Consider the following 25,126-nt stretch of genomic DNA (forward strand, 5'->3'; position numbering starts at 1 on the left):
TCCACAGTATCCCTTACAGTGTAGCACATTGCCCTTGAAGAGGGGCGTTAATAACTACTACTTTATAATACGAGGAGATTTTTTATGGATAGTATATTGTCCACACTCCAATATAACCCCTGGCTGCTTGCTGTAATTACTGTATGGAGTATAACCTGGAAGGCTATAGCCACTTGGCATGCCGCCCGTAATAGTCAATTAGGTTGGTTTATTGCACTATTCATTATTAACACTATTGGCGTGCTGGAAATTATCTATCTTGTCTTCTTTTCGAAAAGGAAACGTTAATATCCTGCGTACCCGGCATAGGGCATACCCGGATACCCCTCATGTACCTTGCCTTTTGCACTTATTAAGGCTCCAAATTAAGCCCCAGGCACGAAAAAAGCCCTCTCAGTAAATCTGAGAAGGCTTTTTTCCTTAGGTGCGCCCGGCAGGAATCGAACCTGCACTCCCGGATCCGGAAGCCCTGACAAGTACATTTTCTCTATCTATAACATCATCTCCTCTACCATTTTTACATATTTCGGAAGAGAAAATGTATCTCCTGTAAAAAGGCAAAACAAAAACCGTCCCAAAGGACGGTTATGGTATAATGTGTAAAGGACGGGTTCACGGCCCGTCCTAAACTGAATAAGGAGGTGATTTCCTATGTGGATTTCTCCACGAGTGATTGTCTGGTTGATTATCGCCCTAACGGTAATCTTGCTTAAACCGGTTGCAATCACTGTCTGGCTCAAGTAGCCTCCCTATTCCCGAACGTCCCTGTTTGCACCAGGGGCGTTCATTTGTTTCTATTCACATTATAACCCATTTAGAACTAATTTAACAAGCATAATTGATTTTCGCTAAATTCTCTGCTTCTCTGATACAGTTCATGCTCAACCTACCCCACAAAAATTATTGAAACAGTAAATAGAGCAGACTAGTTTACGGCGATTTTATATAAAAAACCACAGAAAACTATGTAACTTGTAAATATAGTTCCCCAGTTTGTTCCCCAAGGCATGAAAAAAGCACTTGTAATTAACTCACAAGTGCTTAATTTCCTTATGGTGCGCCCGGCAGGAATCGAACCTGCGCTCCCGGCTCCGGAGGCCGGTGCTCTATCCCCTGAGCTACGGGCGCGTTATCGTGACTTCAGCCACGAATAAGATTATAACACACCCAATGGCACTCTGTCCAATCTATTTATTATATTTTTTTCTTGCATTTTTTTACAGCCACTACTGATCACTTAGTATCAGCAGGAGTCTGGCAATAAGGGCATACCCGCCATTCACGGTTAAGCTCCTGGCCGCACGAAGTGCAAGCAGGCTTTAATGAAAAACCGCAATACGGACACATTTTAAAATCGTCTTTTACCCGGCGGGCGCACATGGGACATTTGATGGTTTCTTCCACCGGCACTGCCTCAACATCGATCACTTCTTCAATCCGTTTGGGCGGTACCGGCTGTTTTCTGCCAAGCAGCAGGTACAGCGGTAAAAATATATACAGCGCCGCTAAGGTGCCGACAGACCATAACAGAGCGGTAGTCAAATCATGGCCGCGGCCTCTGGCGTCATTATATACCCAATAGGCAGCAATTGCACCAATTAACAAACTTAATGTCATCATAAAACAGTTCCCCCTTAACCGGCATATGTACAATTATAGCATGTCCCAGCCAGGGGGTAAAGAAAACACGGCTTGCACCAGGTTTACAGCAAAGCGCAAGCCGCTATTGTTACACTGTGGGTCCTGTTTGCCAGGGATATTGTGTATACGGATGTAACAGGAAAATGTTATGTTCTGTTCGTATCTTGTTACCTTGCCACCGCCACAGACATTCGGGTACCACTACCGAATGAATGGGCAGCCTTAAGCGTTTCGACACAGCCTCTGTTAACTCAATACCCTGTTGAATATGATGATGGGCTGTGTCAATACCCAGATTGGTGTTGCTGATTAGACTGGATATTTTAAGTCCGCATGCATTTTCAATCCGCTGATATACTTCCACTACGCCTTCAACTGTACTGGTAAAAGGACGTAATGCGTTTATCACCAGCATAGCCTGATATGGGCTATCTGCAATCTTCTCAAAAAATTGTCCCAGTACGATGGCAGAATCTCCTCCGCCAACATCCATTACCACCCGGTAATCCTTCTGACAAAATACTTTATTTAAATCCTGAGGAAGTACAGGCAGCTCCGCGTTGGTTAGCCTTTGATCTGCTGCTATAACCTCTACTCCCCGCTGTTCCAGTAAGGCCCTATGCTCACGGCTATGGAAGTAGGGCTTTGCAATATCCATATCAACAAGTGCTGTCTTGTAGCCCAGCTTCTTTATTTTTACCGCATAATTTATTGCAAGCTCCGTTTTCCCGCTGCCATACTCGCCAAGAAATATCTTTACTTTAGGACCACTGTTATAAAATATACTCTTGTCACTTCTATCTTCCATCCGGGTTCACCACCTTATCTTATTAATATAGGCAGGGAAACAGTCTGAGTCATGTTTTCCTGCCTATAACTATTGCACAGCAACTTATTAATTGCTATATTTTAAACTACTTGGAATTTTTGCTGTCATGTACAAACTGTACGCCGCGCATAACTGCCTGCATGTTAGGTTCAACCACTTCCGGTTTCTTGGCAAAATTTTTAGCAAGCGTCTTTCTGACTTCTTCAAGGGGAACCATGTCTGTCGCACCAATCAATGCCCCTAAGGCAACCATATTGGCATAGCGGGCATTGCCGACTTCCAGGGCAAGTTCGTTTAGCGGCACGCAATAAGCGGTTACATCATCCCGTGAAGCGGAAACCTCAATCAGGGATTTATTGATTATTACCACTCCGCCGGCTTGAACGGTTGGCTCAAATTTTTCCAGCGAAGGCTGATTCATTGCAACCAAAACCGTTGGCTGCGATACAACCGGGGAGGCAACTTCAGCATCTGAAATAATCACCGAACAGGATGCAGTGCCGCCGCGCATTTCCGGACCATAGGCAGGCATCCAGGATACTTGCTTGTCAGCCAGCATACCTGCATAAGTTACCAGACGTCCAATGAGTAATACTCCCTGCCCGCCAAAGCCAGCACAAATTATTTCATGTGTCATTATTGTTTTCCCTCCGAATTCTTAAAAACTCCCAGGGGGTAGTAGGGCATCATGCTTTCTTCAACAAATTTATTTGATTTGAGCGGACTCATCCCCCAGTTCGTCGGACAAGTAGACAACACTTCTACAAAGGAAAATCCTTCACCACGAATTTGTCTGGTAAAAGCTTCTTTGATTGCCGCTTTGGCTTTGTTAACATTTGCCGGTGTGTTTACCGCAACCCGCGCGATATACTGTGGTGCTTCCAGTGTGGCCAGCATTTCCGATACCCTCATCGGTTTACCGGTCAACTCTTGCTTGCGCCCATAAGGTGAAGTTGCCGTAACCTGACCCACAAGCGTCGTGGGAGCCATCTGTCCGCCGGTCATACCATAAATAGCATTATTGATAAATATTGCGGTAAAATTTTCACCACGCATGGCAGCATGAACGATCTCCGCACAGCCAATGGCTGCCAGGTCACCATCTCCCTGATAGGTAAATACCACCGCCTCAGGCTTCACCCGTTTAACCGCGGTAGCCACAGCCGGCGCCCGCCCATGCGCAGCTTGAATGGCGTCAAAATTAAAATAGTTATGGGCAAGAACAGAGCACCCTACCGGATCAACCAGTATTGTCTTTTCCAGAACATCCAGTTCCTCAATTACTTCCGCAATCAGCCTGTGAACAATGCCGTGATGACAGCCAGGACAATAATGGGTTGGTGTGTCTTTTAGACCTTTAGTAATGGCAAACAGTTTCTCCTGCATCCTACTTTCCTCCTTCAGCGACAATCTTCAGTATTTCCTGATACAGTTCATCGGTGGTTGGCATATTGCCGCCTGTACGACCATAGAAATGCACGGGTTTCTGGCATCGTATAGCCAGTTCAACATCTTCAATCATCTGCCCGGTACTAAGTTCAGTCACCAAAAAGGCTTTTGCTGTTTGAGCTACCTGCAGAAGCTCAACCGAAGGGAACGGCCAAAGAGTAATGGGTCTTACCAGTCCAACTTTATATCCCTGCGCACGGGCCTTGTCTACAGCCGACTTGGCAATCCGTGAGGTAATACCATAGGCTACAAGCACCAGTTCAGCATCATCTGTATAAAACTCTTCACAGCGAGTTTCCTGCTGTTTGACGGCAGCATATTTTGCCTGCAAATCCCGGTTGGTTTGCTCTGATGCATCGTTATCAAATGACAAGGTGTTGATAACATTAGTGTCTTTTCTACCGTTACGGCCAGTAATAGCCCAGGGCTTTTCCACTTGCAGCGCGGGTTTTACTTCTGTAGAAACGGCTTCCATCATTTGTCCCAATGCGCCGTCTGCCAGAATAAGTACCGGAATCCGGTATTTATCGGCCAAATCAAACCCTTCAACCGTAAGGTCAAAGATTTCCTGGACACTATTAGGAGCTAAAACGAGCAAACGATAGTCGCCATGGCCGCCGCCTTTGGTTGCCTGGAAGTAATCGGCTTGACCTGGTTGAATTGTGCCAAGCCCGGGGCCGCCGCGCTGAACATTCACCAATAGGCAAGGCAAACTGGCTGCGGCAATATAGGAAATGCCTTCCTGTTTTAAACTGAAACCCGGACTTGAGGAGGAGGTCATCGCCCGTACCCCGACTGCTGCCGCTCCGTAGAGCATGTTGATTGCTGAAATTTCACTTTCGGCCTGCAAATATACGCCGCCAACTGTCGGCAGTTTTTTGGCCATAACTTCAGGAATCTCACTTTGCGGTGTTATCGGATACCCGAAGTAATACCGGCAGCCTGCAAGAATTGCAGCTTCGCAGATAGCCTCATTACCCTTCAAAAGGATTTTTCACTCATTTATGTCAACTCCTATATGTTTTATTTATAAATGGAGACTTGATTCAGATAGGGTTTTAACCCCATCTGAATCCTAGTCGGAATTATCCAGGGGCTTACTCGCTCTTAACCCCCGCTTATGGAAGCGGGAGTCTTAGAGCGAGTTAGCCATCGGATAAATTTCGATTACAGCGTCAGGACACATTCTGGCACATAACATACAACCGATACAGGCATCGTCGTCATTACAGCGTACAGTACAATAGCCCTTCTTGTTGTAACTATCGCTAAGCTCCAGCAGTTTCTTGGGGCAAGCCTGAATACACATTTCACAGGCTTTGCATTTTTCGGTGTTAAACACAGGTCTAGGCATAATTATCTCCTCTCTTAATAAAAACAGCTATTTATCCGGCGACTTGGCTTCAGACGAGGTTGAAGCCCCGCCTGAAGCTAAAGTCTGTATTATCAATAACGACAGGACCTTACCCTTGACAAGCGGCAATTCTAGCCAGATGTCCCATCGGTGGAATCCTTAATTTTTCTTGAATGCAGTGAGCAACCTGCAAGATTTTTTCATAATTTAGCCCGGTGGCAATATCCATCTTATGCAGCATATTAACCAAGTCCTCGGTAGCAATGTTGCCAGCTGCTCCCGGCGCAAACGGGCATCCCCCCAGGCCAAATGCCGCTGTTTCAAACCGTGTCACGCCAAGACTGAGTGCAGTGACAACATTTGCAAGTCCCATGCCTTGCGTATCGTGTATATGCAAAATAAACGAAAGCTGTGAGTACTTTTGCGTTAGCGGCTTCAGCAAGGCTTCCATTTGCAAAGGAGTCGCCGTACCGATCGTATCTGCCAGCACAATATCGTCGGCTCCGGCAGCCAATCCTGCTTCAATCAGACTGATAACCTGCCCTGGTTCTACCTTGCCGGCAAAAGGGCAGTCAAATGCGGTCGCCACTGCCAGACGCACCTTGCAATCGCCTTTGATTTTACAAACTTCAGTTAATGCGGCAACCGATTGCTTGATAGTTTGCTTGGTGTTTTCCAGGTTGTGTTTCTCACTGGCCGAAATAACGAAGGTAATTGCGTCAGCACCGGCTTCTATTGCCCGTTGTGCGCCGAATAAATTGGGGGCAAGGGCAATAAAACTAACCTTGCCTGCATGTTTTTCTTTGACAGTCTGTAACACTTGAGCGGCATCTGCCATTTGTGGTATCGCTTTGGGATGAACAAAAGATGTTGCCTCAATCCATTTAAAACCGCAACCTACTAATTTATCAATAATCTCTATTTTGGTCTCAGCCGGAATGGGTGTTTTTATATTTTGGAATCCGTCTCGCGGACAGACCTCAATGATTTCAACCTCTTGCGGGAGCTTCAAAATGATCGCCTCTTTCATCTGTCTCTTATCAATAACCACTTCACAAAACGCTAAATTACACCGTTTGTTTTTAATTCAGCCAGCTGCTGTTCATCTAAATTCAAAAGTTCCTTGTAAACTTCGATATTGTCTTGACCAAGATCTGGTGCAATAGTTCTGACGGTCGCAGGAGTAGCCGACAGTTTAAACGGGGTTCCTGTAACTTTAACTGTTCCTGCTTTAGGATGCTCTTGCTCAACAAACATTTCCCGGTCGATCGCAATATGCGGATCTACTGCCACTTGACTAATGTCATATACCGGTGCGGCCGGTATTCCGGCTGCCAGGCAAGCCTCCACAACCTCGTTAGTCGGCTTGGTCCTTGTCCAATTTTCAATCTGCTCTTTAACTGCAACATGGTTTTTCAAACGGTCCCGGATACGCAGGAACTGGGGTAATTCTGCAATTTCCGGTTTTTCAATAACTCCGCACAGTATTTGCCAGAACTTGTCGTTTGCCGCGCCAATAACACAACTGCCGTCGGCACACTCAAAGGAGTCATACGGATAGGTTGATTCATAGCGATTACCGATCCTTTGGGGAAGATAACCGTCAGCCAAATACAACATATTGACATTGCCCATAGCAGATACCCCGGCATCTACCAGTGCCACATCAACCTTTTGGCCGATACCTGTTCTTTGACGATAGTTCAGGGCTCCCAATACCCCAATCGCCATAAACAACCCGCCTAATACATCGCCGGTTGCTGTGCCGGTGCGTGTGGGAGGTCCGCCTGGCCAACCGGTAGTGCTCATTAATCCACTCATGGCTTGAGCGATAATGTCATAACCCGGGCGCTCCTTATAGCGGCCATAATGACCAAAACCGGAGATACAAGCATAGATAATCCCAGGATTGATTTCCTTCAGCACATCATAACCAAGCCCCAGCTTTTCCATAGTGCCTGGCCGATAGTTTTCTGTAACAATATCAGCCTTTTTTACCATCTCTTTAAACATTTCTTTTGCTTTTGGATCTTTTAGGTTTAAGGTAATACCTCTTTTGTTACGGTTATTGGTAATGTAGTAAATGCTTTCTTCATTTTTAAACGGGCCAAAATGGCGGGTGTCATCACCCTTGACAGGCTCTTCAATCTTGATAACATTTGCTCCCATATCAGCCAACAGCATCGTGCTGTAAGGTCCTGCCAAAACTCTTGTCAAATCCAGTACCGTTACCCCTTCCAGGGCACCGGGTGTCATTGCATTTGCTAACATACGTTTTCCCCCTGATGTGTATAAATTTTATGTTCTAGGTCCGTGCTACCGGATCTTCAACAGGCTCAATAATGGTTGCAACAACAGCCAAACAGATGAATGAACCAATTGCTAAAGCCAAAAATACTGCATCCCAATTAAATTTATCTAAAATCATGCCGACAAATAGCGGCGCTCCTGCTCCGCCCAATTGGCCGCCAGTATTGACAATACTAAAAGCAACCGGATAGCTTTCTTTATTTACACGTCCCATCGGATAGGCCATAAAGGCTGAATAGCCCAAAGCAAGCAAGAATCCTGTTGCGAACAGCAATATTGCCAGCAGGGTGGCATCAGCAGGCGCATTGATCAGTGAATACATCATGATTGTTGTCGACAGAGCGGTGACCATCATCATCGGTTTACGACGCTTGTTTAAAATGTTATCCGAAACCCAGCCGCCGACAAAATTGCCTGCCACAGTCCCGGCAAAAGGCGCTGATGAAACGAAAGCCGTTTTCATAATCGCAAACTGCTTTACTGTAACCAGATAAGTTGGCAGCCAGGACATCAGCACACTTACAATTCCCACCATAAAGAAATAACCAATAGCAGCCCCATAGATGTCCCAGCATTTAAATACCTGCGACGAATTTGTAAGAAGATTGACCTTCTTGGCACGAACAAGCTTATCTACCCACCAGAGCTTGTATTCACGCTTTTTCTCTTCTTTTTGCGCTACCGAAGTATCGGCTATATATTCGGCCTCAGCCGCTGAAACAAACCTACTGTCAGCCGGTTTATTCGTTACCATTAAATACCATACAATAGATAATAACAATCCAGGCACCATAAATACATAAAAAATTTCCCGCCAACCCCAAACTGAAATAATCCAGGCACAAAGCGGCGGCACAATCAGAGGACCAACTTTGGATCCGGCAAGAAAAATACCTGATGCTGTACCTTTTTCCTTAGCTGGAAACCAATTATTAATCGCAGTTGTACAGGCAATCGCCACCGGTGCTTCGGCTACTCCCACCCCTATGCGTAACGCTTTAAGCGCAAAAGCAGAATTTGCCATGCCGATCATCCCTGTAAACAGGGAGGTGAATAACATACCTACCGAAAACATTGTCCGCATACCAAATTTTTTAACCAAAAAACCTGAAGGAATCTGCATAAGCGCATACCCTGCAAAAAACAAGCTGATGATAGCTCCCGCCTCAGTATTAGTCATAGCAAACTCTTTACGGAGATAAGGCAAAGCAAAACCAATATTTGCCCTGTCAGCATTTGCTACCGTATAGAGTATAAAAAGCAATGCCATGACAACCCAGCGGTACCCACTTTTTTTCTCCTTCATTTCGAAACCTCCATTTTTTAATCTAGCAGTACAAATAAGTTGCAGTACCTTGCAGTATGTCCTACTTTACATTTGTCACTCCTCTCTACCCATGCTCCATAAAGTAGACTTAGCTTCAGGTGGGGTTTTAACCCCATCTGAGGTTAGTCGCTCTTACTCCCACGTGGAAAGATGGGAGTCTTAGAGCAAGTTAGTCATCGGATAAGCTGCAGCTATCTCATAATTAAGCAAGAATCATGCCAACTCACCAACAGCCTGTTTTAGGCTTTTTTGTGCCAAAAACAACGAGAAGAGAAGCTCATTTATGAGCCTCTCTTCTATAGTCAAGGCCCACGCATGAGCTTGAGCCTGACTTAGCTTTTAAACATAATTTTGTATAGTATTAATTTTCTGGCATCCAAACCCCAGCGATTGATAAGTAAAATCATAAAGTCTTTCTAAACAAGACTTTATCTGCCATTGTTGGCATGAAAAATGCTTTAATTATTTGTAATGATATAATGATCCTAATGCACATAAACGGTATTCTAGATGAAAAGTTATTATAACTCATCGCCGGAAAGAGGGTGTCTGTGTGAACCGTATTATTTTCATATCTTCTTATAAAGAATTATCTGCTATGGCACAGTCAGTGGCGAAAGAGCTGGGACTAACGGTAGAGTTCTATGAAGGGTGGCTGGACCAAGCCAGTAAAATCATTGAAAACTTGAGCGGCCCGCCAATTGATATACTTATGAGCCGTGGCGGAACAGCCAAATTCCTGGCTGAAAAATTTCCCATCCCCGTCATCCCTGTCAATACCGGACCTTATGAAATTTTAGATGCACTAAATGAAGCCAGGCAATTTCGTAAAAATATTGCGATAACATCATATGGAGAGCGGTATATAGGGTTGCCGCTCATGGAAAAGGTATTAGACATTTCTATTACAGAAGTTATCATTACTGATTTAAAAACGCTGGAACAGCAAATTGCTTCCCTTGCTTCCGGAAATTACTGTGTCGTTGGGGGAGGGCCTTCTGTTGCCTATGCCCAAAAATTTGGCTTGCCCAATGTTTTTCTAAAAACCAATCGCGCAACATTGCACTCAGCCTTTCTCGAAGCTGAGAAACTAACTTCACTGCGAAGGGAAGAGATGAGAAAATCACGCCGCCTGGAAGCTATCCTGAACGCAACCTATGACGGAATTATTGCCGTTGACGCCTGTGGCGCAATTGAAATATTTAACAAGTCAGCAGAAAAGACCCTGAATATTCGCGCCGCAGCAGCAATTGGTAAAAACATAGCAGACATTGTTCCGAATTCCAGACTTGACCATGTCCTTCATACAGGGCAAGCGGAAGCAGGCGAACTGCAGGATACCAACAATACCCGCATACTTACTAACCGCGTCCCGGTAAAATACGGTGCAAAAATTGTTGGTGCTGTTGCCACTTTTATGGAGTCTTCGAAAGTGGTACAAGCTGAGCACAAAATCCGTAAAGAGTTAACCTCCCAGAGCCAATTCAAAGCCAAAGCAACGTTCTCAGATATTATCGGCATATCGAAAATATTGGAGGTAAAAAAGAAAATAGCGAGAAACTTTGCCCAATCACCCTTATCCATAATGCTTTATGGAGCTTCAGGAACAGGCAAAGAGCTTTTTGCCCAGAGTATTCATAACGCCAGCGAACGTGCCCAAAATCCTTTTGTAGCTATTAATTGCGGCGCCTTACCCCCTACCCTCCTGGAAAGTGAGTTATTCGGGTATGAAGAAGGTGCCTTTACCGGAGCCCGCCGCAAGGGCAAACACGGCTTGTTTGAGCTGGCACATGGCGGAACCATATTTCTCGACGAAATTGATGCTCTTCCGATCGAAGTGCAAGCACGACTGCTGCGGGTGCTGCAAGAACGTGAGGTATTACGAATTGGCGGAGAATCGATCATTCCCATAAATATCCGCGTAATAGCAGCCTCCAATAAAAGCGCTGAAGACTTACTGCAAAAGAATATTATCAGGGAAGATCTTTTTTACCGGCTGAATGTACTTTGGCTTGAACTGCCGACACTGGCTGAACGCCGTGAAGATATCAAGCATTTATGCGAGCACTTTCTCCCCGAAGAAAACAAGCAGCAATTGCGACCGATAATTGAGAAAATACTACCGTACTTTGAAAAATATACATGGCCTGGTAATATCCGTGAATTACACAATACCATCCAGCGGTTATCTTTTTTTGTGGAATCCTTTGTAGCAGAAGAGGATGTTAAAGACTTTCTCCGCTTGGTGGCACCAAATATATTGAGGGCAATAGCTACTTCTGCTGAAGATGACAAATCCCAAATCCGCCCTCAAATACAAGATCTTGAACACGAGTTAATTCTGAAAGCCGTCGCTGAACACAAGACCTTACAAGAAGCAGCCAATCATCTGGGAATAGGGAGATCAACCCTCACCCGCAAGCTGAAAAAAATCCGTGAAAGCCAGCTATCGGATTCTCTGCCGACGCTATAGGTCAATTATAGCCGGTGATAATACCTTAGCCGCTAAACAAAAAAGTCTTCCAGCAAATCGACGAAACTTATGCTTTCTGTTAAGATAAAAATACCCGGCCTATAAGGCCGGGTATTCGTGCTATTGGGTGGATGGTTCGACAGTTCTTTCCTCTGATTTCTTGCCAATAAGGTGGAGCATGGCTTTACTATCGTTTTGTCCTTCTATAGGACTTAACTGCTGATTTCATCCAGCGTCCGGCCTTTGGTCTCCTCACCAAACAGCCATACGGCAATCGCCACAGCCAGCATGACACCGGTGAACATGGTAAATACTTGTTCCATTCCCTGCTGGCCGGCAATCATGTAACCGACAATAGTCGGTGCCAATATCCCGCCGAACCGGCCGACTGCCGCCGCCCAGCCTGAGCCAAAGGCCCGTATCCGGGTGGGATACAGTTCCGGGGTATACGTATAGACGACACCCCAGGCGCCGAGATTGAAGAACGACATCAGGCTGCCCCAGAGAAGCACGACTTCCGCACTGCCGCCTTGACCGAAGAAATAAGCGCTGACCGCACTCATCGCCAAATAGATCGCCAGAGTTGCTTTCCGGCCGATACGGTCAACCAGGTAAGCCGCACTAAAATAACCGGGCAATTGCGCCACCGTCATAATTAATACATATTCAAAAGTCTTAATTACCGTATGCCCCTGCTGAACCATCAGCGACGGCAGCCAGGTAAAAATACCATAATAGGAGTAAACAATGCCAAACCAGATGATCCAGAGCATAATTGTGCGTTTGGCAAACCGGGGAGTCCATAGTTCCTTAAATACCACCTTAGTGCCGGCAGATTCTACAGTGGTGTTAGACATAGCTGCAGGCTGTACAGCTGGCGCAACCCCTGCCGACTGTTCTATTTTGCCGACAATCGCCAGAGCCTCCTGCTGGCGTCCCTTATCCATGAGGAAGCGAATGGATTCAGGCATGGCCAATCTGATAAAAAACACATACAGCGCCGGCAGCGCACCAATGAAAAAGGCCATCTGCCAGCCGTACCGGGGAATAATAAAGTAAGAGATGAGTGCTGCTGCCAACCAGCCGGCCGCCCAGAAGCTTTCCAATAAGACAATGAACCGCCCCCGGCTGGCAGGCGGCGAATATTCGGCCATGAGTGTTGCCGCTACCGGCAGTTCTCCCCCCAGACCAAAACCTACCAGAAATCTAAAAAAAAGTAAAGATTCATAATTCCAGGCCAGTCCGCACAAGCCGGTAGCTACACTATAAACAACCAAAGTAACCGAAAATACCGTTTTGCGCCCAAACCGATCGGCCGCCGAACCGGCAAGTACCGCACCGACTGCCATTCCCAACAGCCCCATACTGCCGATAAAACCCATTTGCGTGGCAGATAATCCCCACTCCTTTGCCAATACAGGCAGCACAAAAGCAATAATGCCTGTGTCCATAGCGTCAAACAGCCAGCCTAATCCGGTCAAAACCAGCAGCTTATAATGAAAGCGACTAACCGGAATCCGCTCCAACCGATGTATTATATCCATACCAAAACCCCCATGTCTTTACAACTGTCTTGTCAGCTATTATAGCTCTCTTCTGCGTGAAAGACAACTACTTTTTTTAAAAAACTATAGATAATCTGCACTAACTAACTTAGTTTTAGCACCAAAGCAAAAAAAAAACAACGCTGTCAGCTTCCGTAAACTGACAGCGTTGTTTTTATAAACCAGAGTTAGTACAGCAATATTCCGGTTTTCTTAAGCTCTGCTGCGATTTTTTGCATAATTTCCGTTGATGCGGCTTCCACTGTATGCAAATGCACACCACCGGTAACAAGGGAAAGCGGTGCAGCCCCGCCTTCTGCTGATTTGTGTAAAAACTCGGCTAAGTCACGCCGGGAAGCCAGCATTAAGTTGGCTTTAATCTCCCCATATACCGGATGCTCCACACTGACATCAAGTACCTTGCCGCCATTATCAATAATTATTGCCAGTTCTTCCCCCATCTGCTCAACGCCATGACGGCAGGCAAATTTGGCGGTAATAACCGCCGGAGCGGCAGTCGCCGGTAACATAACATAACCCTGAGGAGTAGCGTAGATATCAAGCCCTGCTGCCCGCAAAATGGCGATATCCCCCACAATAACCTGCCGGCTTACTCCTAACTGTCTGGCCAGTATCGTACCGGTTATCGGCTGCCCGCTTGCTTTTAGCAAACCGGCAATTTTTTCACGCCGTTCTTTTGCTTCCATACCAACACCCCCCGCTCCAAACCAACTCTGGTGAAACCGCAGCTCCCCTCCGGCTGCTTTAGCATATATAACTATATTATACACCAAAAATCTAAACTTGGCAGACTGCTAACAGCATATCGCCTCAACAGCTTCATCTTCAACAGCCGCCGGCAAAAACACGGTAAATGTCGTTTTCCCCTGCTCACTAAAAACCTTGATAGTCCCGCCATGATTTTGGATTATGCGATAACATACCGAAAGCCCCAAACCGGAACCAGTTTCTTTGGTAGTAAAGAAGGGAGTTCCCAGTTTTTCGACAACTGCTGCCGCAATGCCTTCACCATTATCCTCCACCGTCACTGCCAGCATATCCTGCTGTCTGCTGACGGCAAGACTGATAATGCCGGCAAACGGCACAGCTTCTATGGCATTTTTCAATAAATTAATAAATACCTGTTTCAACTGCGATATATCCCCAAAAGTCAAACAGTGTCCCTGAGGCAACTGCAATTGCAAGGTAATATTTTTAGTATGCAATTGGCTTTCCATAAGTAAAACTACATTTTCTAATAATTTACAGATATTCACTTCTTCAAACACCGGTTCCTTAAGCGGACGCGCCAGCATTTGAAATTCGCTGATCAGATTATCAATCCGGCCAATTTCAGCAAGCACAATTTCCAGGTGTTCCGGCGTTGGCGGTTTGTCGGTACGGCGGGCCATAAGCTGAATAAAGCCCTTTATGGAGGTAAGCGGGTTCCTGATTTCGTGGGCAATTCCAGCCGCCAATTGGTTAACACATTTCATGCGCTCCAGCCTGAGCTGCTCACGCTCACGCTCATGGCGTTTTGCCTGCCGCCACACACCATATAAGAGGCCAAAGCAAACCAAGAGCAGCAGGAGATTCTCTACATCATCCATGGATTCTCGCAGCACTCTGGCATATACAACATGCAGAGGCACAGCCGTTGCCACCTGCCAGGTGGCATTATTCAAAGCAGTATGTATCAGCAGCTTGTCTACCCCATCCACCATCGAATTAAATTGCACTACACCTTCTCCGTTAAACAGCAGGCCACTTAGCTGATCTTTTAATAAAGAGTTTTCCGGATACAATTCAGCCAGACGCGAATGATAAATAAACTGGCCGCTGGCATCCAGAATGAAGATATACTGACATTCGGCTATATTTCCCTGGAAAAGCGCCATCGACATATCACTAATCGGTACATACGCTACTAATATTGCAATAACCTTATTCTCATTCATGACAGGAACCCGCAAGTTTATATAAGCGTTTTCCAGGCTCTGATGCACGATCCTGCCGGATATCTCTGTCTGCCCTGCCAGTGGTGCAGCAAACGTCTCCACCAGCTTCGGATCGCCGGCCGCCGACGGTACAGAACCGGAGTTGGAGTAATAATCAGCAATTAAGTTACCCTTCGGGTCAAATACAGCAACATTATCTACTCCCAACACTGCGGCGGCTGACAGCAAATCACTGCGAACCCGTTCCACTTCAAGACTGCGTACATTAGGAGAACCGGCTAACACTTTTAGACCTATTAATTTAGTATCAAAATACAAGTTCAAATACTCGGCAACTGTAGCCAGCTGTTCCCGTTCAGTTGCCACTACATTTTGGTATTGATAATTATAATAATTCACAATAAGTCCACACATTATTACTAAAAGTCCTATACCAACAAACAGCATCGCTACGGTATGTTTAGATTTGGAAAGCTGCACCAAATTCCACCACCTTTTTGACATGATTCGCCAAAATTCATACTTTTCCTGCAAGTTACGGCATTGGTGTGCTTTTTCACAAGCAAAAAACAGAAAAGCTTCAGATATATTATGATATCTGAAGCTTTTCTATGGTGGGCGATGACAGGATCGAACTGCCGACATCCTGCTTGTAAGGCAGGCGCTCTCCCGGCTGAGCTAATCGCCCATTTAATTAATTGATCAAGGAATACGCTTCCTCACTTCCGCTCGGAAGTAAGCGACTTACACAGGTTCTCATTTCGCCTATCAGCTCATGAGAACCTGGTTCGCTGCTTATGGTGACCCGTAGGGGATTCGAACCCCTGATACCGCCGTGAAAGGGCGGTGTCTTAACCGCTTGACCAACGGGCCATATGGCTCCTCGAGTAGGACTCGAACCTACGACAAATCGGTTAACAGCCGATTGCTCTACCGACTGAGCTATCGAGGAATTATTATGACATAATGAATTATATACTAGGAAAAATAAAATTGCAAGCACTTACGGCATTTTTTTTATGTAATAGCCCAATAAATGCAAAGGATATTTTTGCTAAAACATCAAATACTGATATAGGATAGTTAACAACCTGTAAGGAGGTCGTATTTTGGATCCAAGAATCAAAACTCTCGCCAAAAACCTGATTGGCTATTCAACCAGCCTTAAGCCTGGCGAAAAAATATTAATTGAAATGTATGACGATGCTCTTCCGCTGGCTAAAGCCCTTGTTGATGAAGCTTACGCCGCCGGCGGCATCCCTTTTCTCGAAATTAAAAACAGTCAGTTACAGCGCGCGCTGCTGATGAGCGCCTCAGCGGAACAACTGAAATTGGCTGCCTCCTGGGAACAGGCCCGGATGAAAGAGATGGATGCTTATATTGCCATCAGAGCCAGTTTTAATATTACCGAAATGGCTGATGTCCCCTCTGCTCAATTGCAAAGCTACCAGCAAAACTGGGTTAAGCCTGTACATCTTGACATCCGCGTTCCCGACACCAAATGGTGCATTTTGCGCTGGCCTAATGCCTCTATGGCACAACTGGCTAACAGCAGCACCGAAGCCTTTGAAGACTTCTATTTCAATGTCTGCAACCTTGACTATGCCAAAATGGCCAAAGCTATGGACCCCTTAATTGAGCTTATGGAAAAAACCGATAAAGTCAAAATTACCGGCCCCGGCACCGACCTCACCTTTTCCATAAAAGGCATTCCGACTGTAAAATGCTCCGGACTCAGAAATATACCGGACGGCGAAGTCTATACCGCGCCTGTCAAAGATTCGGTAAACGGCGTCCTTACCTATAACACGCCGGCAGTATATCAAGGCTTCACCTACGAAAATATCAGCCTGGAATTCCAAAACGGCAAAATCGTCAAGGCTACTGCCAATAACAGCGAAAAAATCAATAAAATATTTGACACCGACGAAGGCTCCCGCTATATTGGCGAATTTGCCCTGGGCGTTAATCCCTATATTGAAACCCCGATGAAAGATACTCTTTTTGATGAAAAAATCAAGGGCAGCTTCCACTTTACTCCCGGCAATGCTTATGACGTTGCCTTTAATGGCAACAAATCAGCCATTCACTGGGATCTTGTCTGCATTCAAAATCCCGAATACGGCGGCGGTGAAATCTACTTTGACGACAAGCTCATCCGTAAAGACGGCCGGTTCGTACTGCCTGCACTGGCAGGGCTAAATCCGGAAAACCTGATGTAGTACATTGCTCCGTAAATTACCAAAAGCGCGATTGCCTCACAACAGCCTGCATGACCGGCAGCTTTCCTTTCCCGCTGTCATTTAGCAGTCATAGTGTGGCATCGCGCTTTTTCCGTTACACGTAAGCTTGCTTCAATAATTCCCGCACAAAGTTCGGCAGGGAAAAGCAGCTTTTTTGTATATCCCGGTTATAGTAGCGGGTATCGGCAATCTCCGGTATCCGGGAGATATCGACTGCAGCCGGGTCATACTGCTTGGAACCGATGGTAAAGCAGTGCAGACCGCTCGGGTAAATCGGAATATTTGCCAGGTATAAGCGCGTAATCGGGAACAGTGAGGAAATATCGGTTTGCAGCCGTTTTATCAGTTCCTGATGATAAAACGGCGACTCTGTCTGCTGTACAAACAGTCCATCTGCTTTCAAGGCCTTATGTACATTCTGGTAGAAGGCATGGGTGAACAGGCCTTCGCCGGGACCAATAGGATCAGAACAATCGACAATGATAACATCGTATTTGTTTTCCACTTCCTGCATGTGCTTAATGCCATCACCAATTGTAAGACGCAGCTTCGGATGGCTTTCATTTAGCGCCACACTGATTTCCGGCAAATACTTTTTACAAACCTCAACCACCGTGCCATCAATCTCTACCATTTCCGCCACCTCGACCGACTGGTGCTTAACCACTTCACGAATCGTACCGCCGTCACCACCGCCGATAACCAGGACAGTCTTAGGGTTAGGATGTACACATAGCGGCACATGGGCAATCATTTCATGGTAGATATACTCATCCACAATAGATGTTTGAAAAACACCGTCTAATACCAGCATCCGGCCGAATTCGTACGAATCGACTACCGCAATTTCCTGAAACTGCGACCGGCCTGTATAAAGTGTTTCTTTTATCCTGACGGTAAACCCCAAGTTTTCGGTTTGATATTCTGTATACCACAACTCCATGGATAGCTTCCTCCTTGCGTTATTTTAACCTTATATCTATTCTACCTTATATAATTTGTTTAAGCATAGATTTTATCATACAAATTATTCTATTTAAAGACAAATTCGTCAAAACAGCCAATAAATTTGAAAAAGTTTTAGCTTATTGTAAAATTTGTACTTTATTTCACAATAATAATGGTGTATAATAAGCCTATCAGGTCCAGTTACCTTTCTACGTTTGGCTTACTATTCGAAGGGAGGGGGTGAGCTTGTGTTCAAGAATCTGGTGTTTTACCTGACGTTGGCAATTGTCAGCCCGCTGTTTTTCGCGTTCTTGCTTTTGCTAATTTTTACCTCGCCGATTTGGTTTTTCATCACGTTGCCCTATCACATCAGTCGACGCACCCAGCCTGAACCTACAATTGCATTAGAGTAAGAAGCCTACAAAGCTCTTTCGTTGTTGATTCGTAAGTAATACGGATAAATGACAAAAGAGCCTTGTTCTTTTATGCGGGGAAATAGGAACATGTACTATACATGGAGAGTAAGCGTCTAAAAAGGCAGTGGATAGAAACTCAGAATTGACTATGGGATAATAACTCTAAACGCAATATGGAGTTTTTAAAGTAAGTCAAAAAACTCCCAAAGGAGGTTTAGAGTTGGATACCCAGGAAGTAAAACGGCAACACCGACTGAACCAGTGGATCGAGATCGTCCGCCAGTGCCGCAGCAGCGGTCAGACGGTTTCCGCTTGGTGTGCTGAAAATAACATTAATCCCAAACGATACTACTATTGGCTGCGGTGTGTGCGTATGGCAGCCTGTGAACGTTTGCCGACGAGTGGAAGCAATGAGTTAAGCATTGTGCCAGTTACACTGTCCGGTTCTCTGCATAAAACAGATTCAGTTGCTCCGGTTATTATCGGAGCGCCTGCACCTCTCGTTCTTCGCATAGGCTCGGCCACATTAGAACTTCGTAATGGCGCATCGCCAGAACTGATTGCCCATACGCTAAAGGCTATCACTCATGTTCGGTGACATTACCCAAGCCAATCAAATCTATATTGCCTGCGGTTACACCGATATGCGAAAATCAATTGACGGCTTGGTATTGCTCATCAAGCAACACTGGGCGCTCAATCCTTTTCAAAACAGCCTGTTTTTGTTCTGCGGTCGCCGGCGTGATCGAATGAAAGCGCTGCTATGGGAAGGTGACGGTTTTGTCCTCTTGTACAAACGCCTGGAAAAAGGCCGTTTCCAATGGCCAAACAGTGCCGAAGCAGTTCGGACCATTACTTCTCAACAACTTCGCTGGCTATTAGAAGGTCTGTGCATGGATCCTCCCAAGGCGGTACAAAAACTTGATACTTCGGCATGGATTTAGACGGAAAAATGCCGTTGAATCCTTATAATTCCTAGGTTTATTACGGTTTCTATGGTATAATAATATAGTAGAAAAATCGTACCGAGGAATCAATAACATGTCGTTTTCGGACCAGATGAACGCTTTTGAAAAACGCATAACAGAGCTTGAACAAGAGAACAAACGGCTGCACGATACAGTAGCTTATTTGACAAAACAACTCTTTGGCAAGCGTTCCGAGAAGACATCCTCCTTATCAAAGGAGCAGGTGTCTCTTTTTGATGAGCTGCCATCGGTCTTTGATGAAGCAGAAACGGAAGCAAATGCGAAAATGCCTGAGCCGGATTTACAAGAAGAGGCGGCTAAATTTGCTAAGAAACGGTACAAAGGCCAACGGAAAGATCAAATCAGCCATTTGGAACATGTGAAAAAAGTCTATCATCGGCTCGAAGGAGACCGCTCCTGCGATACCTGCAGCACAGAACTGGTTGCAGTGGGTGAAGAATTTGTCCGATCTGAGCTGGAATTTATTCCGGCTCAAGTCCGGGTCATTGATTATTATCGCGAAACCTTAGAATGCCGGAATTGCCGAAAAAATGACCGTCCCTATATGGAAAAAGCAGAGCTGCCGGATCCGGTGATTCTGCACTCTTTAGCCTCTCCGTCAACACTCGCCTGGATCATGCACCAGAAGTTCGTGAATGCTATTCCCCTCTATCGGCAGGAAGCAGAATGGCAAATGCTCGGCGTTACCTTGAGCCGGGCTACCATGTCGAACTGGCTGATGGTGGCAGCGCGTGATTGGCTGCTGCCGGTCGTAGAGCGCCTGCATCAGGAGCTGGTCAAAGAAACTTACTTGCATGTGGACGAGACACCCATTCAAGTGTTGCAGGAAGAAGGACGGAAAAACACGACCGACTCATACATGTGGGTTTACAGCACAGGGCAACACGGGACACATCCCATTCGGCTTTTTGAGTATCAGCCGGGGCGCGGAGGCAGTTATCCAAAGAAATTTCTAAAAGGATTTCAAGGATATTTACATACCGATGCGTACCGCGGCTATGACAAGGTCGAGAAGATAGTCCGCTGCTACTGCTGGGCCCACGTGCGAAGAAAATTTGTCGATGTGTTGCCGAAAGATGTGAAATCGCCGGAAGCAACGATGGCTGCCCAGGGCATACAATTTTGCAATGAGCTATTTGCTATGGAAAAGGCTTTGGCCACTCTCTCGGCAAAAGAACGGCATCAGGAGCGTCTAACCAAGCAACTACCTGCGTTAGAGGCTTTTTGGTCATGGGCGGATTCCGCCCTAAACACCTTGCCTCCCAAAAGCAAAACCAGTGAAGCCATACAATATGCAGTAAACCATAAAGCCGGGTTGATGAATTATCTCAAAGACGGAAACTGCTCGATTTCAAACAATCTGGCAGAAAACAGTATTCGCCCCTTTACGATTGGACGAAAAAACTGGTTGTTTAGTGGCAGCCCCAGAGGGGCAACTGCAAGTGCTGCCATCTACAGTTTAATTGAGACAGCTAAAGCCAACGGATTAAACCCGCACCATTATTTAGAGTATATTTTGGGAGATTTACCTGGCGTTCCATTTCGGCAGTACCCTAATAGTTTAGATGATTATCTTCCATGGAATCCAGACATTCAAAAGAAATGCGCTTCAACCAAAACCGGCAAATGAGAAGCCGGTTTTAATTTTTGTCTAGCCACTTTGTTGTTTGACGCTTACCATGGAGAACGCCAGGAACCAATTATGGAAGCAACATCAGGCCATTGGATTTTATCCCCTGCTAAGCAACATATCAGGGCAGACATGACTTGTCTGCCCTGATATGTTGCTTCTTTATCATTATTAAATTGGATACGACAAAACCATCACCTTGTATCCCACTTATACATATACGGAAAACGGGCGACAAAAATAATAATCTTCCTTCTTCCCCAAAACATCCTGAACAATATTTTGCAGCGTAGGTGCCAGGAATCCTTTATCCATCAATAACTTTTTGGCTTGTGCAGCATTCTCGGTTAAGAAGCCGGCAAGTTTTTGCTCATCCAGTTTAATCATGCCAGTGTCTTTGTCCACCGTAAGCCCCATGTTCAAATAATCCTGACCCTCTTTGCCTTGCAGCAACCCTTGCACACCGTCCAGCAGCCGCTTGCCTTCCTCCGTCACATAGCCGGAAGATTTAATCATGCCGTTTACACTATTATACGCATCAACAAGGCTGCGCAGCGAATTACGGGCCAAACTGCTAAAACCTTCACCGCTTCCCGACTTGCTATAATAAAGCTCAAACATGCCACCGGAAGAAAAGACCCGCAGCCTGCGGTTTAAAACCTGTACAGACTCTGCAAACTCAGTTATCTGCTTACCGACCGCAGTCTGCTGTATTTGAAAAAAGGCATCTTCGGTCTGTGCGGCAGTGGCCTGTTTTCCTGCCGCGGCAACGGCTGTGGAATTAGCGCCATAACTACTGGCTAAGCCCTCCGCTGCAAACCCCGTGATTGTCCGCATTCCCGTCATACTTACCCTCCGCTATTTTATAAGCCGATCAAACCGGCTGCCGGCGTCACCCCCGGCCTCCCCGTAACCGTCATAAGCTTTTGAAGCACTATGCTTCTGTTTTGCATGGTTAAGAAACAGCTGAACCTTCTGCGTAATACTAAGATTCAAGCCACGGAGCTCTAAGAACAATGCCTGGCCTTGCGCCGTATGCTTAAAGTCGTCCTTCGCCAGCTCATCCAGCATATGCTGCACAGCTTCCCGCTGGCTCATCAGTTCAAAAAAAAGCTCATGTTCCTTCCGCTCAAGAAACTTCAGCATCTCGCGTGACAAAAATAAATAGTCCTGCCATAACTCGGCCGCTGTTCGCTGCGAGCTATTCACCATGTGTTCCTCGCCCATTATTACTGACTAAACTGCTGCATTAGCCAGGAGCTCTGCGAGCTTAGGCGGGATAAGGCAGTCTCCATAGCATTGAATTGATTATAATACCGTTCCTCAGCAGCAGCCAGGCTATTCATCATACTTGTCAGGCGGTCACTATACGATGTCAGACGTTTGGCGAGATTGCTCTGAACATCAACAGCATCAGGCAAACCGGCTTCATCCTTTATCTGGCTCATGGCGGTATTCAATTGGCTGTATAAACGATTGGCCACACCGCTATCCTCAGCCGTATCGGCGCTGGTGCCAAAAATCTTAAATACCGCGTCAGGATCTTCTTCCAGAGCTTCTCTTAATGTCTTCTCATTAACATATAACTTGCCGGGATTTTTAGAATCAGCAGCGTTAAACTTACCATCACTATCAACATATGCACCGGTGCCAATCCCAATATCTACCGCACTCCGGTATGCGCCGGTCAAGCCTTTCACCGGCTCAACAAAACTCAGCCGCAACGAGTTGACTGTCTGGTTCAAAATAGGGTCCTGCCGCAACATGCCGCTTTTGGCTTTGGCTTCCCAGGCCGTGATTTCGCTATCCTTCAAATCCGCCCGTTGCGCGTCAGTCAGCGGCATAAAATCGCGGTATTTATCTTCCCTCAGTTCGCCGTTATATACGGAAAGGAACGTATTATAATCCTCAACAAACGCCTTCACGTTGGCAATTGTTTTCTCAATATCCGCTTTAACATTAATTTGAGTGGAAACATAAATAGGATTGCCGTCGGCATCTGTGCCCGACGTGGCACTAACGCTCTTTAAATTATAGGAAACACCCGAGATTTGAAATTCATTAGAGTTTTGGTTAAGCTCTACACCATCCAAAATTATAAGAGCGTCTTTACCGCTTCTTTTTTGTTTATCCGGATCGCTTACCATATCCGAACCCAATTGCAGGTTATTGGCTAAAAACTTCAGGCCATCCGGCGAACTGCCGGTAAAATCGATGTCGGCAGCAGCACCTGTTTTATCGGAATACAAAAAGAACCTGTCCAAAGTGGCATCATAATTGGCCTTGACACCAGCCCCCGCATTATTAATCTGGCTGACAACATCATTTAGCGAAGTCTTTTCTGTGACATCCAGCTTGATCTGCCTACCATTAATAGTAAAATCCAGTGTACTGCCGGCTGTGATAGCAATGGTGGCCGCATCACCCGTACCGGTGACACTGTCAAACTGCTTCACCAGCGAATCTTTCGACTTGCCGGTAGCGGTGATACTCCCGGAGCTTGTCCAGGTAACTCCTTCCGCTAGGCTTTTTACTATCAACGAATGCGTCACATTGGCGGCATCACCGTTAGCCGTGGCCGAAACCACCAATTCATTCGTAGAGCTAACCGCCTTAGGCTGGAGACTGCTCTGTTTGCGGAAATCAAAAACAACTTTATTGCGGAAATCCTGCGTCAGTGTATATAGCGTATTAAAATCTTTCTTTTTCCACTCAACCTGGGTTTTCTGCTGCCATACTTTATCGTAGGACGCCCGGCGCGCTTTCATCAAATCCTTGACCATTTGGTCAATGTCCATACCTGAACCGCTTAAACCATAGGTACGAATTGCCATATATTCTCCCCCCATTATATCCATGCTTCTGGTTGCTTAAAGTTTTAAAGCTGCATACTCTTACCTATTATATCGAAAATATTTATAAAATCTTTAGTACTTCTCAAGAATCGTCTCCTTGTATTTTTTCGTATCCCATATTATTTTTTTATACGGGATGACTTTACAGCAATAACTTCCATAGAGCCGTTATAGTGCTGCGATATATGATAATCCACAGGTATCAAATCTGCTTTCTCAAGCAACATATAAAATGATTCCCGCGAGAAATAGTTAACATGGTATTGTTGCCTGCGCATAGCGTCATTGTGTCCGACTGCCTGGGAAAAAGCACTTTCAAAATTCGGAGTGGAAACCCATAGCGCCCCATCCTCAGTCAGTATATCTGCCGCCTTTTTTATGGCCTGTATTGGATCGCTGACATGCTCCAACACATCACCCATAATAATAACATCCCATTTTTTATCGGTCTCATATTCGACAAAATCATATGTCGCCACGTCCAAACCATACTTATTACGCAACTCATCCACATGACGTGGTATAACATCAATACCAAAACATTCATACCCGATTTCCCTGGCTGACAACAGACACTCACCGGCACCGATCCCTACTTCAAACAGGGTCATTCCCTGTGCATATTGCCTAATTTTATGCAGGACATTGGAATAATAAGCGAAAAAACCTGGATTAGCATTCCTTGGAGAATCATTATGAAGAAAAAGCTTTTCAGGAAAATGACGGGCAAACATATGGTTGCAATCCGCACAATACATCCACATACGGACAGGGTTAAAAAAAGGATTGTACCCGCCAGCCTCTGCTAAGGGATATGTCCAGCGAGGACTACCTTGTCTTCCGCACAAAGGGCAGTCAGTAATTTCCTTTTCTTCCTTCATCCCTGAAAAAACATACGTAAAACTTGAATGCTCCTTACCGTAAAGGGTGGCGGCCAAATCCGGTTTTGCAGTAAATGCTTTGTAATAAAGATTATAGGCAACCTCCGGATCACCCGTCATGTTCGAAATCTGGGCAAGGCGATAATAACAGAATGGAGCTAGCTCTGTCATATTTAGCGAGAGAAATATTTCTGCCGCTTCCTCTAATTTATTTTCGTTCATTAGAGCGGTTGCCCGGTTAAATTTTTCTATAATATTCATATTACCTCCAAAATAAAA

The 25,126-nt window shown here is 45.6% G+C and carries 24 protein-coding genes and 4 tRNA genes; 7 read left to right on the plus strand and 21 right to left on the minus strand.

Annotated features, from left to right (window positions below):
- Window positions 1-84 precede the first annotated feature (84 nt).
- The gene (locus GT1_RS15360; RefSeq protein WP_188399464.1) at window positions 85-288 is read left to right on the plus strand and encodes a DUF5652 family protein; all 204 of its coding nucleotides are present in this window, start codon (window positions 85-87) and stop codon (window positions 286-288) included.
- A 765-nt stretch (window positions 289-1,053) separates the two neighbouring features.
- Here the strand turns inward: GT1_RS15360 and GT1_RS15365 are convergent.
- The 10 genes from GT1_RS15365 to GT1_RS15410 form a co-directional block, all read right to left on the minus strand.
- Window positions 1,054-1,128, minus strand: a tRNA-Arg gene (locus GT1_RS15365).
- A 105-nt stretch (window positions 1,129-1,233) separates the two neighbouring features.
- The gene (locus tag GT1_RS15370; RefSeq protein WP_223226291.1) at window positions 1,234-1,620 is read right to left on the minus strand and encodes a zinc ribbon domain-containing protein; all 387 of its coding nucleotides are present in this window, start codon (window positions 1,618-1,620) and stop codon (window positions 1,234-1,236) included.
- Between the two features lie 109 nt (window positions 1,621-1,729).
- On the minus strand, window positions 1,730-2,449 hold the full coding sequence (locus GT1_RS15375; protein WP_188399465.1) for a hypothetical protein: 720 nt from the start codon (window positions 2,447-2,449) through the stop codon (window positions 1,730-1,732).
- A gap of 106 nt (window positions 2,450-2,555) precedes the next feature.
- Window positions 2,556-3,107, minus strand: coding sequence for a 2-oxoacid:acceptor oxidoreductase family protein (locus tag GT1_RS15380; protein ID WP_075757262.1), 552 nt, complete (start codon window positions 3,105-3,107; stop codon window positions 2,556-2,558).
- Window positions 3,107-3,856, minus strand: a complete 750-nt coding sequence (locus tag GT1_RS15385) for a thiamine pyrophosphate-dependent enzyme (RefSeq protein WP_188399466.1) — start codon at window positions 3,854-3,856, stop codon at window positions 3,107-3,109. The genes GT1_RS15380 and GT1_RS15385 overlap by 1 nt, the downstream gene beginning before the upstream one ends.
- A gap of 1 nt (window position 3,857) precedes the next feature.
- Window positions 3,858-4,904, minus strand: coding sequence for a 3-methyl-2-oxobutanoate dehydrogenase subunit VorB (locus GT1_RS15390; protein ID WP_223226292.1), 1,047 nt, complete (start codon window positions 4,902-4,904; stop codon window positions 3,858-3,860).
- Between the two features lie 150 nt (window positions 4,905-5,054).
- A complete protein-coding gene (locus GT1_RS15395; RefSeq protein ID WP_075757259.1) occupies window positions 5,055-5,273 on the minus strand; it encodes a ferredoxin family protein in 219 nt (72 codons plus the stop codon).
- Between the two features lie 109 nt (window positions 5,274-5,382).
- On the minus strand, window positions 5,383-6,285 hold the full coding sequence (locus GT1_RS15400) for a hydroxymethylglutaryl-CoA lyase (protein WP_223226293.1): 903 nt from the start codon (window positions 6,283-6,285) through the stop codon (window positions 5,383-5,385).
- Between the two features lie 50 nt (window positions 6,286-6,335).
- Complete coding sequence (locus GT1_RS15405; protein WP_223226294.1) at window positions 6,336-7,544, minus strand: CaiB/BaiF CoA-transferase family protein; 1,209 nt, start codon at window positions 7,542-7,544, stop codon at window positions 6,336-6,338.
- A 34-nt stretch (window positions 7,545-7,578) separates the two neighbouring features.
- A complete protein-coding gene (locus GT1_RS15410) occupies window positions 7,579-8,889 on the minus strand; it encodes an MFS transporter (RefSeq protein WP_223226295.1) in 1,311 nt (436 codons plus the stop codon).
- A gap of 574 nt (window positions 8,890-9,463) precedes the next feature.
- Here GT1_RS15410 and GT1_RS15415 point away from each other — a divergent pair.
- Window positions 9,464-11,383 carry a sigma 54-interacting transcriptional regulator gene (locus GT1_RS15415; RefSeq protein WP_188399467.1) on the plus strand — a complete coding sequence of 640 codons (1,920 nt, stop codon included), beginning with the start codon at window positions 9,464-9,466 and terminating at the stop codon, window positions 11,381-11,383.
- A 212-nt stretch (window positions 11,384-11,595) separates the two neighbouring features.
- On the opposite strand, the gene GT1_RS15420 is transcribed toward GT1_RS15415, so the two are convergent.
- The 6 genes from GT1_RS15420 to GT1_RS15445 form a co-directional block, all read right to left on the minus strand.
- Window positions 11,596-12,927 (minus strand): MFS transporter, encoded by a 1,332-nt coding sequence (locus GT1_RS15420; RefSeq protein WP_188399468.1) that lies wholly within the window; start codon window positions 12,925-12,927, stop codon window positions 11,596-11,598.
- A 188-nt stretch (window positions 12,928-13,115) separates the two neighbouring features.
- Complete coding sequence (locus GT1_RS15425) at window positions 13,116-13,634, minus strand: transcription repressor NadR (RefSeq protein ID WP_075758238.1); 519 nt, start codon at window positions 13,632-13,634, stop codon at window positions 13,116-13,118.
- Window positions 13,635-13,742: 108 nt separating this feature from the next.
- Entirely contained in the window at window positions 13,743-15,389 is a 1,647-nt protein-coding gene (locus GT1_RS15430; RefSeq protein WP_188399469.1) for a PAS domain-containing sensor histidine kinase, read from the minus strand.
- Between the two features lie 108 nt (window positions 15,390-15,497).
- Window positions 15,498-15,573: transfer RNA gene (locus GT1_RS15435), tRNA-Val, on the minus strand.
- Window positions 15,574-15,683: 110 nt separating this feature from the next.
- A tRNA-Glu gene (locus GT1_RS15440) sits at window positions 15,684-15,758 on the minus strand.
- Window positions 15,759-15,761: 3 nt separating this feature from the next.
- Window positions 15,762-15,837, minus strand: a tRNA-Asn gene (locus tag GT1_RS15445).
- A gap of 157 nt (window positions 15,838-15,994) precedes the next feature.
- Here GT1_RS15445 and GT1_RS15450 point away from each other — a divergent pair.
- Window positions 15,995-17,107, plus strand: a complete 1,113-nt coding sequence (locus tag GT1_RS15450) for an aminopeptidase (RefSeq protein WP_304626425.1) — start codon at window positions 15,995-15,997, stop codon at window positions 17,105-17,107.
- Between the two features lie 115 nt (window positions 17,108-17,222).
- On the opposite strand, the gene speE is transcribed toward GT1_RS15450, so the two are convergent.
- Entirely contained in the window at window positions 17,223-18,071 is an 849-nt protein-coding gene (speE, locus tag GT1_RS15455) for a polyamine aminopropyltransferase (RefSeq protein ID WP_188399470.1), read from the minus strand.
- A 253-nt stretch (window positions 18,072-18,324) separates the two neighbouring features.
- Here speE and GT1_RS15460 point away from each other — a divergent pair, with 253 nt between their 5' ends.
- The 4 genes from GT1_RS15460 to GT1_RS15475 all read left to right on the plus strand — a co-directional run bounded on the left by GT1_RS15460 (window position 18,325) and on the right by GT1_RS15475 (window position 21,111).
- A complete protein-coding gene (locus GT1_RS15460) occupies window positions 18,325-18,489 on the plus strand; it encodes a hypothetical protein (protein WP_188399471.1) in 165 nt (54 codons plus the stop codon).
- A gap of 223 nt (window positions 18,490-18,712) precedes the next feature.
- The gene (locus GT1_RS15465) at window positions 18,713-19,090 is read left to right on the plus strand and encodes an IS66 family insertion sequence element accessory protein TnpB (RefSeq protein WP_188399472.1); all 378 of its coding nucleotides are present in this window, start codon (window positions 18,713-18,715) and stop codon (window positions 19,088-19,090) included.
- Window positions 19,080-19,436 carry an IS66 family insertion sequence element accessory protein TnpB gene (gene tnpB, locus GT1_RS15470; RefSeq protein WP_188399473.1) on the plus strand — a complete coding sequence of 119 codons (357 nt, stop codon included), beginning with the start codon at window positions 19,080-19,082 and terminating at the stop codon, window positions 19,434-19,436. Before GT1_RS15465 ends, tnpB begins: the two co-directional genes overlap by 11 nt.
- Window positions 19,437-19,533: 97 nt before the next feature.
- A complete protein-coding gene (locus GT1_RS15475) occupies window positions 19,534-21,111 on the plus strand; it encodes an IS66 family transposase (protein ID WP_188399474.1) in 1,578 nt (525 codons plus the stop codon).
- 210 nt (window positions 21,112-21,321) lie between these two features.
- Here GT1_RS15475 and GT1_RS15480 read toward each other — a convergent pair whose 3' ends face one another.
- The 4 genes from GT1_RS15480 to GT1_RS15495 form a co-directional block, all read right to left on the minus strand.
- On the minus strand, window positions 21,322-21,957 hold the full coding sequence (locus GT1_RS15480; protein ID WP_188399475.1) for a hypothetical protein: 636 nt from the start codon (window positions 21,955-21,957) through the stop codon (window positions 21,322-21,324).
- A gap of 12 nt (window positions 21,958-21,969) precedes the next feature.
- Complete coding sequence (locus tag GT1_RS15485) at window positions 21,970-22,323, minus strand: hypothetical protein (RefSeq protein WP_188399476.1); 354 nt, start codon at window positions 22,321-22,323, stop codon at window positions 21,970-21,972.
- A gap of 17 nt (window positions 22,324-22,340) precedes the next feature.
- On the minus strand, window positions 22,341-23,945 hold the full coding sequence (gene fliD, locus GT1_RS15490) for a flagellar filament capping protein FliD (protein ID WP_188399477.1): 1,605 nt from the start codon (window positions 23,943-23,945) through the stop codon (window positions 22,341-22,343).
- Window positions 23,946-24,085: 140 nt separating this feature from the next.
- On the minus strand, window positions 24,086-25,108 hold the full coding sequence (locus GT1_RS15495; protein WP_188399478.1) for a class I SAM-dependent methyltransferase: 1,023 nt from the start codon (window positions 25,106-25,108) through the stop codon (window positions 24,086-24,088).
- Window positions 25,109-25,126 lie beyond the last annotated feature (18 nt).

Origin of the sequence: Sporomusa sp. GT1, assembly GCF_014634905.1 — a bacterium.
In the GTDB taxonomy this organism is placed as follows: Bacteria; Bacillota; Negativicutes; order Sporomusales; family Sporomusaceae; genus Sporomusa; species Sporomusa sphaeroides.

Bases quoted from the DNA above. Each gene is read 5' to 3' on its own strand.
- GT1_RS15360 (WP_188399464.1), top strand. From the start codon at position 85: ATGGATAGTATATTGTCCACACTCCAATATAACCCCTGGCTGCTTGCT.
- GT1_RS15370 (WP_223226291.1), bottom strand. From the start codon at position 1,620: ATGATGACATTAAGTTTGTTAATTGGTGCAATTGCTGCCTATTGGGTA.
- GT1_RS15375 (WP_188399465.1), bottom strand. From the start codon at position 2,449: ATGGAAGATAGAAGTGACAAGAGTATATTTTATAACAGTGGTCCTAAA.
- GT1_RS15380 (WP_075757262.1), bottom strand. From the start codon at position 3,107: ATGACACATGAAATAATTTGTGCTGGCTTTGGCGGGCAGGGAGTATTA.
- GT1_RS15385 (WP_188399466.1), bottom strand. From the start codon at position 3,856: ATGCAGGAGAAACTGTTTGCCATTACTAAAGGTCTAAAAGACACACCA.
- GT1_RS15395 (WP_075757259.1), bottom strand. From the start codon at position 5,273: ATGCCTAGACCTGTGTTTAACACCGAAAAATGCAAAGCCTGTGAAATG.
- GT1_RS15405 (WP_223226294.1), bottom strand. From the start codon at position 7,544: ATGTTAGCAAATGCAATGACACCCGGTGCCCTGGAAGGGGTAACGGTA.
- GT1_RS15410 (WP_223226295.1), bottom strand. From the start codon at position 8,889: ATGAAGGAGAAAAAAAGTGGGTACCGCTGGGTTGTCATGGCATTGCTT.
- GT1_RS15420 (WP_188399468.1), bottom strand. From the start codon at position 12,927: ATGGATATAATACATCGGTTGGAGCGGATTCCGGTTAGTCGCTTTCAT.
- GT1_RS15425 (WP_075758238.1), bottom strand. From the start codon at position 13,634: ATGGAAGCAAAAGAACGGCGTGAAAAAATTGCCGGTTTGCTAAAAGCA.
- GT1_RS15430 (WP_188399469.1), bottom strand. From the start codon at position 15,389: ATGTCAAAAAGGTGGTGGAATTTGGTGCAGCTTTCCAAATCTAAACAT.
- speE (WP_188399470.1), bottom strand. From the start codon at position 18,071: ATGGAGTTGTGGTATACAGAATATCAAACCGAAAACTTGGGGTTTACC.
- tnpB (WP_188399473.1), top strand. From the start codon at position 19,080: ATGTTCGGTGACATTACCCAAGCCAATCAAATCTATATTGCCTGCGGT.
- GT1_RS15475 (WP_188399474.1), top strand. From the start codon at position 19,534: ATGTCGTTTTCGGACCAGATGAACGCTTTTGAAAAACGCATAACAGAG.
- GT1_RS15480 (WP_188399475.1), bottom strand. From the start codon at position 21,957: ATGACGGGAATGCGGACAATCACGGGGTTTGCAGCGGAGGGCTTAGCC.
- GT1_RS15485 (WP_188399476.1), bottom strand. From the start codon at position 22,323: ATGGTGAATAGCTCGCAGCGAACAGCGGCCGAGTTATGGCAGGACTAT.
- fliD (WP_188399477.1), bottom strand. From the start codon at position 23,945: ATGGCAATTCGTACCTATGGTTTAAGCGGTTCAGGTATGGACATTGAC.
- GT1_RS15495 (WP_188399478.1), bottom strand. From the start codon at position 25,108: ATGAATATTATAGAAAAATTTAACCGGGCAACCGCTCTAATGAACGAA.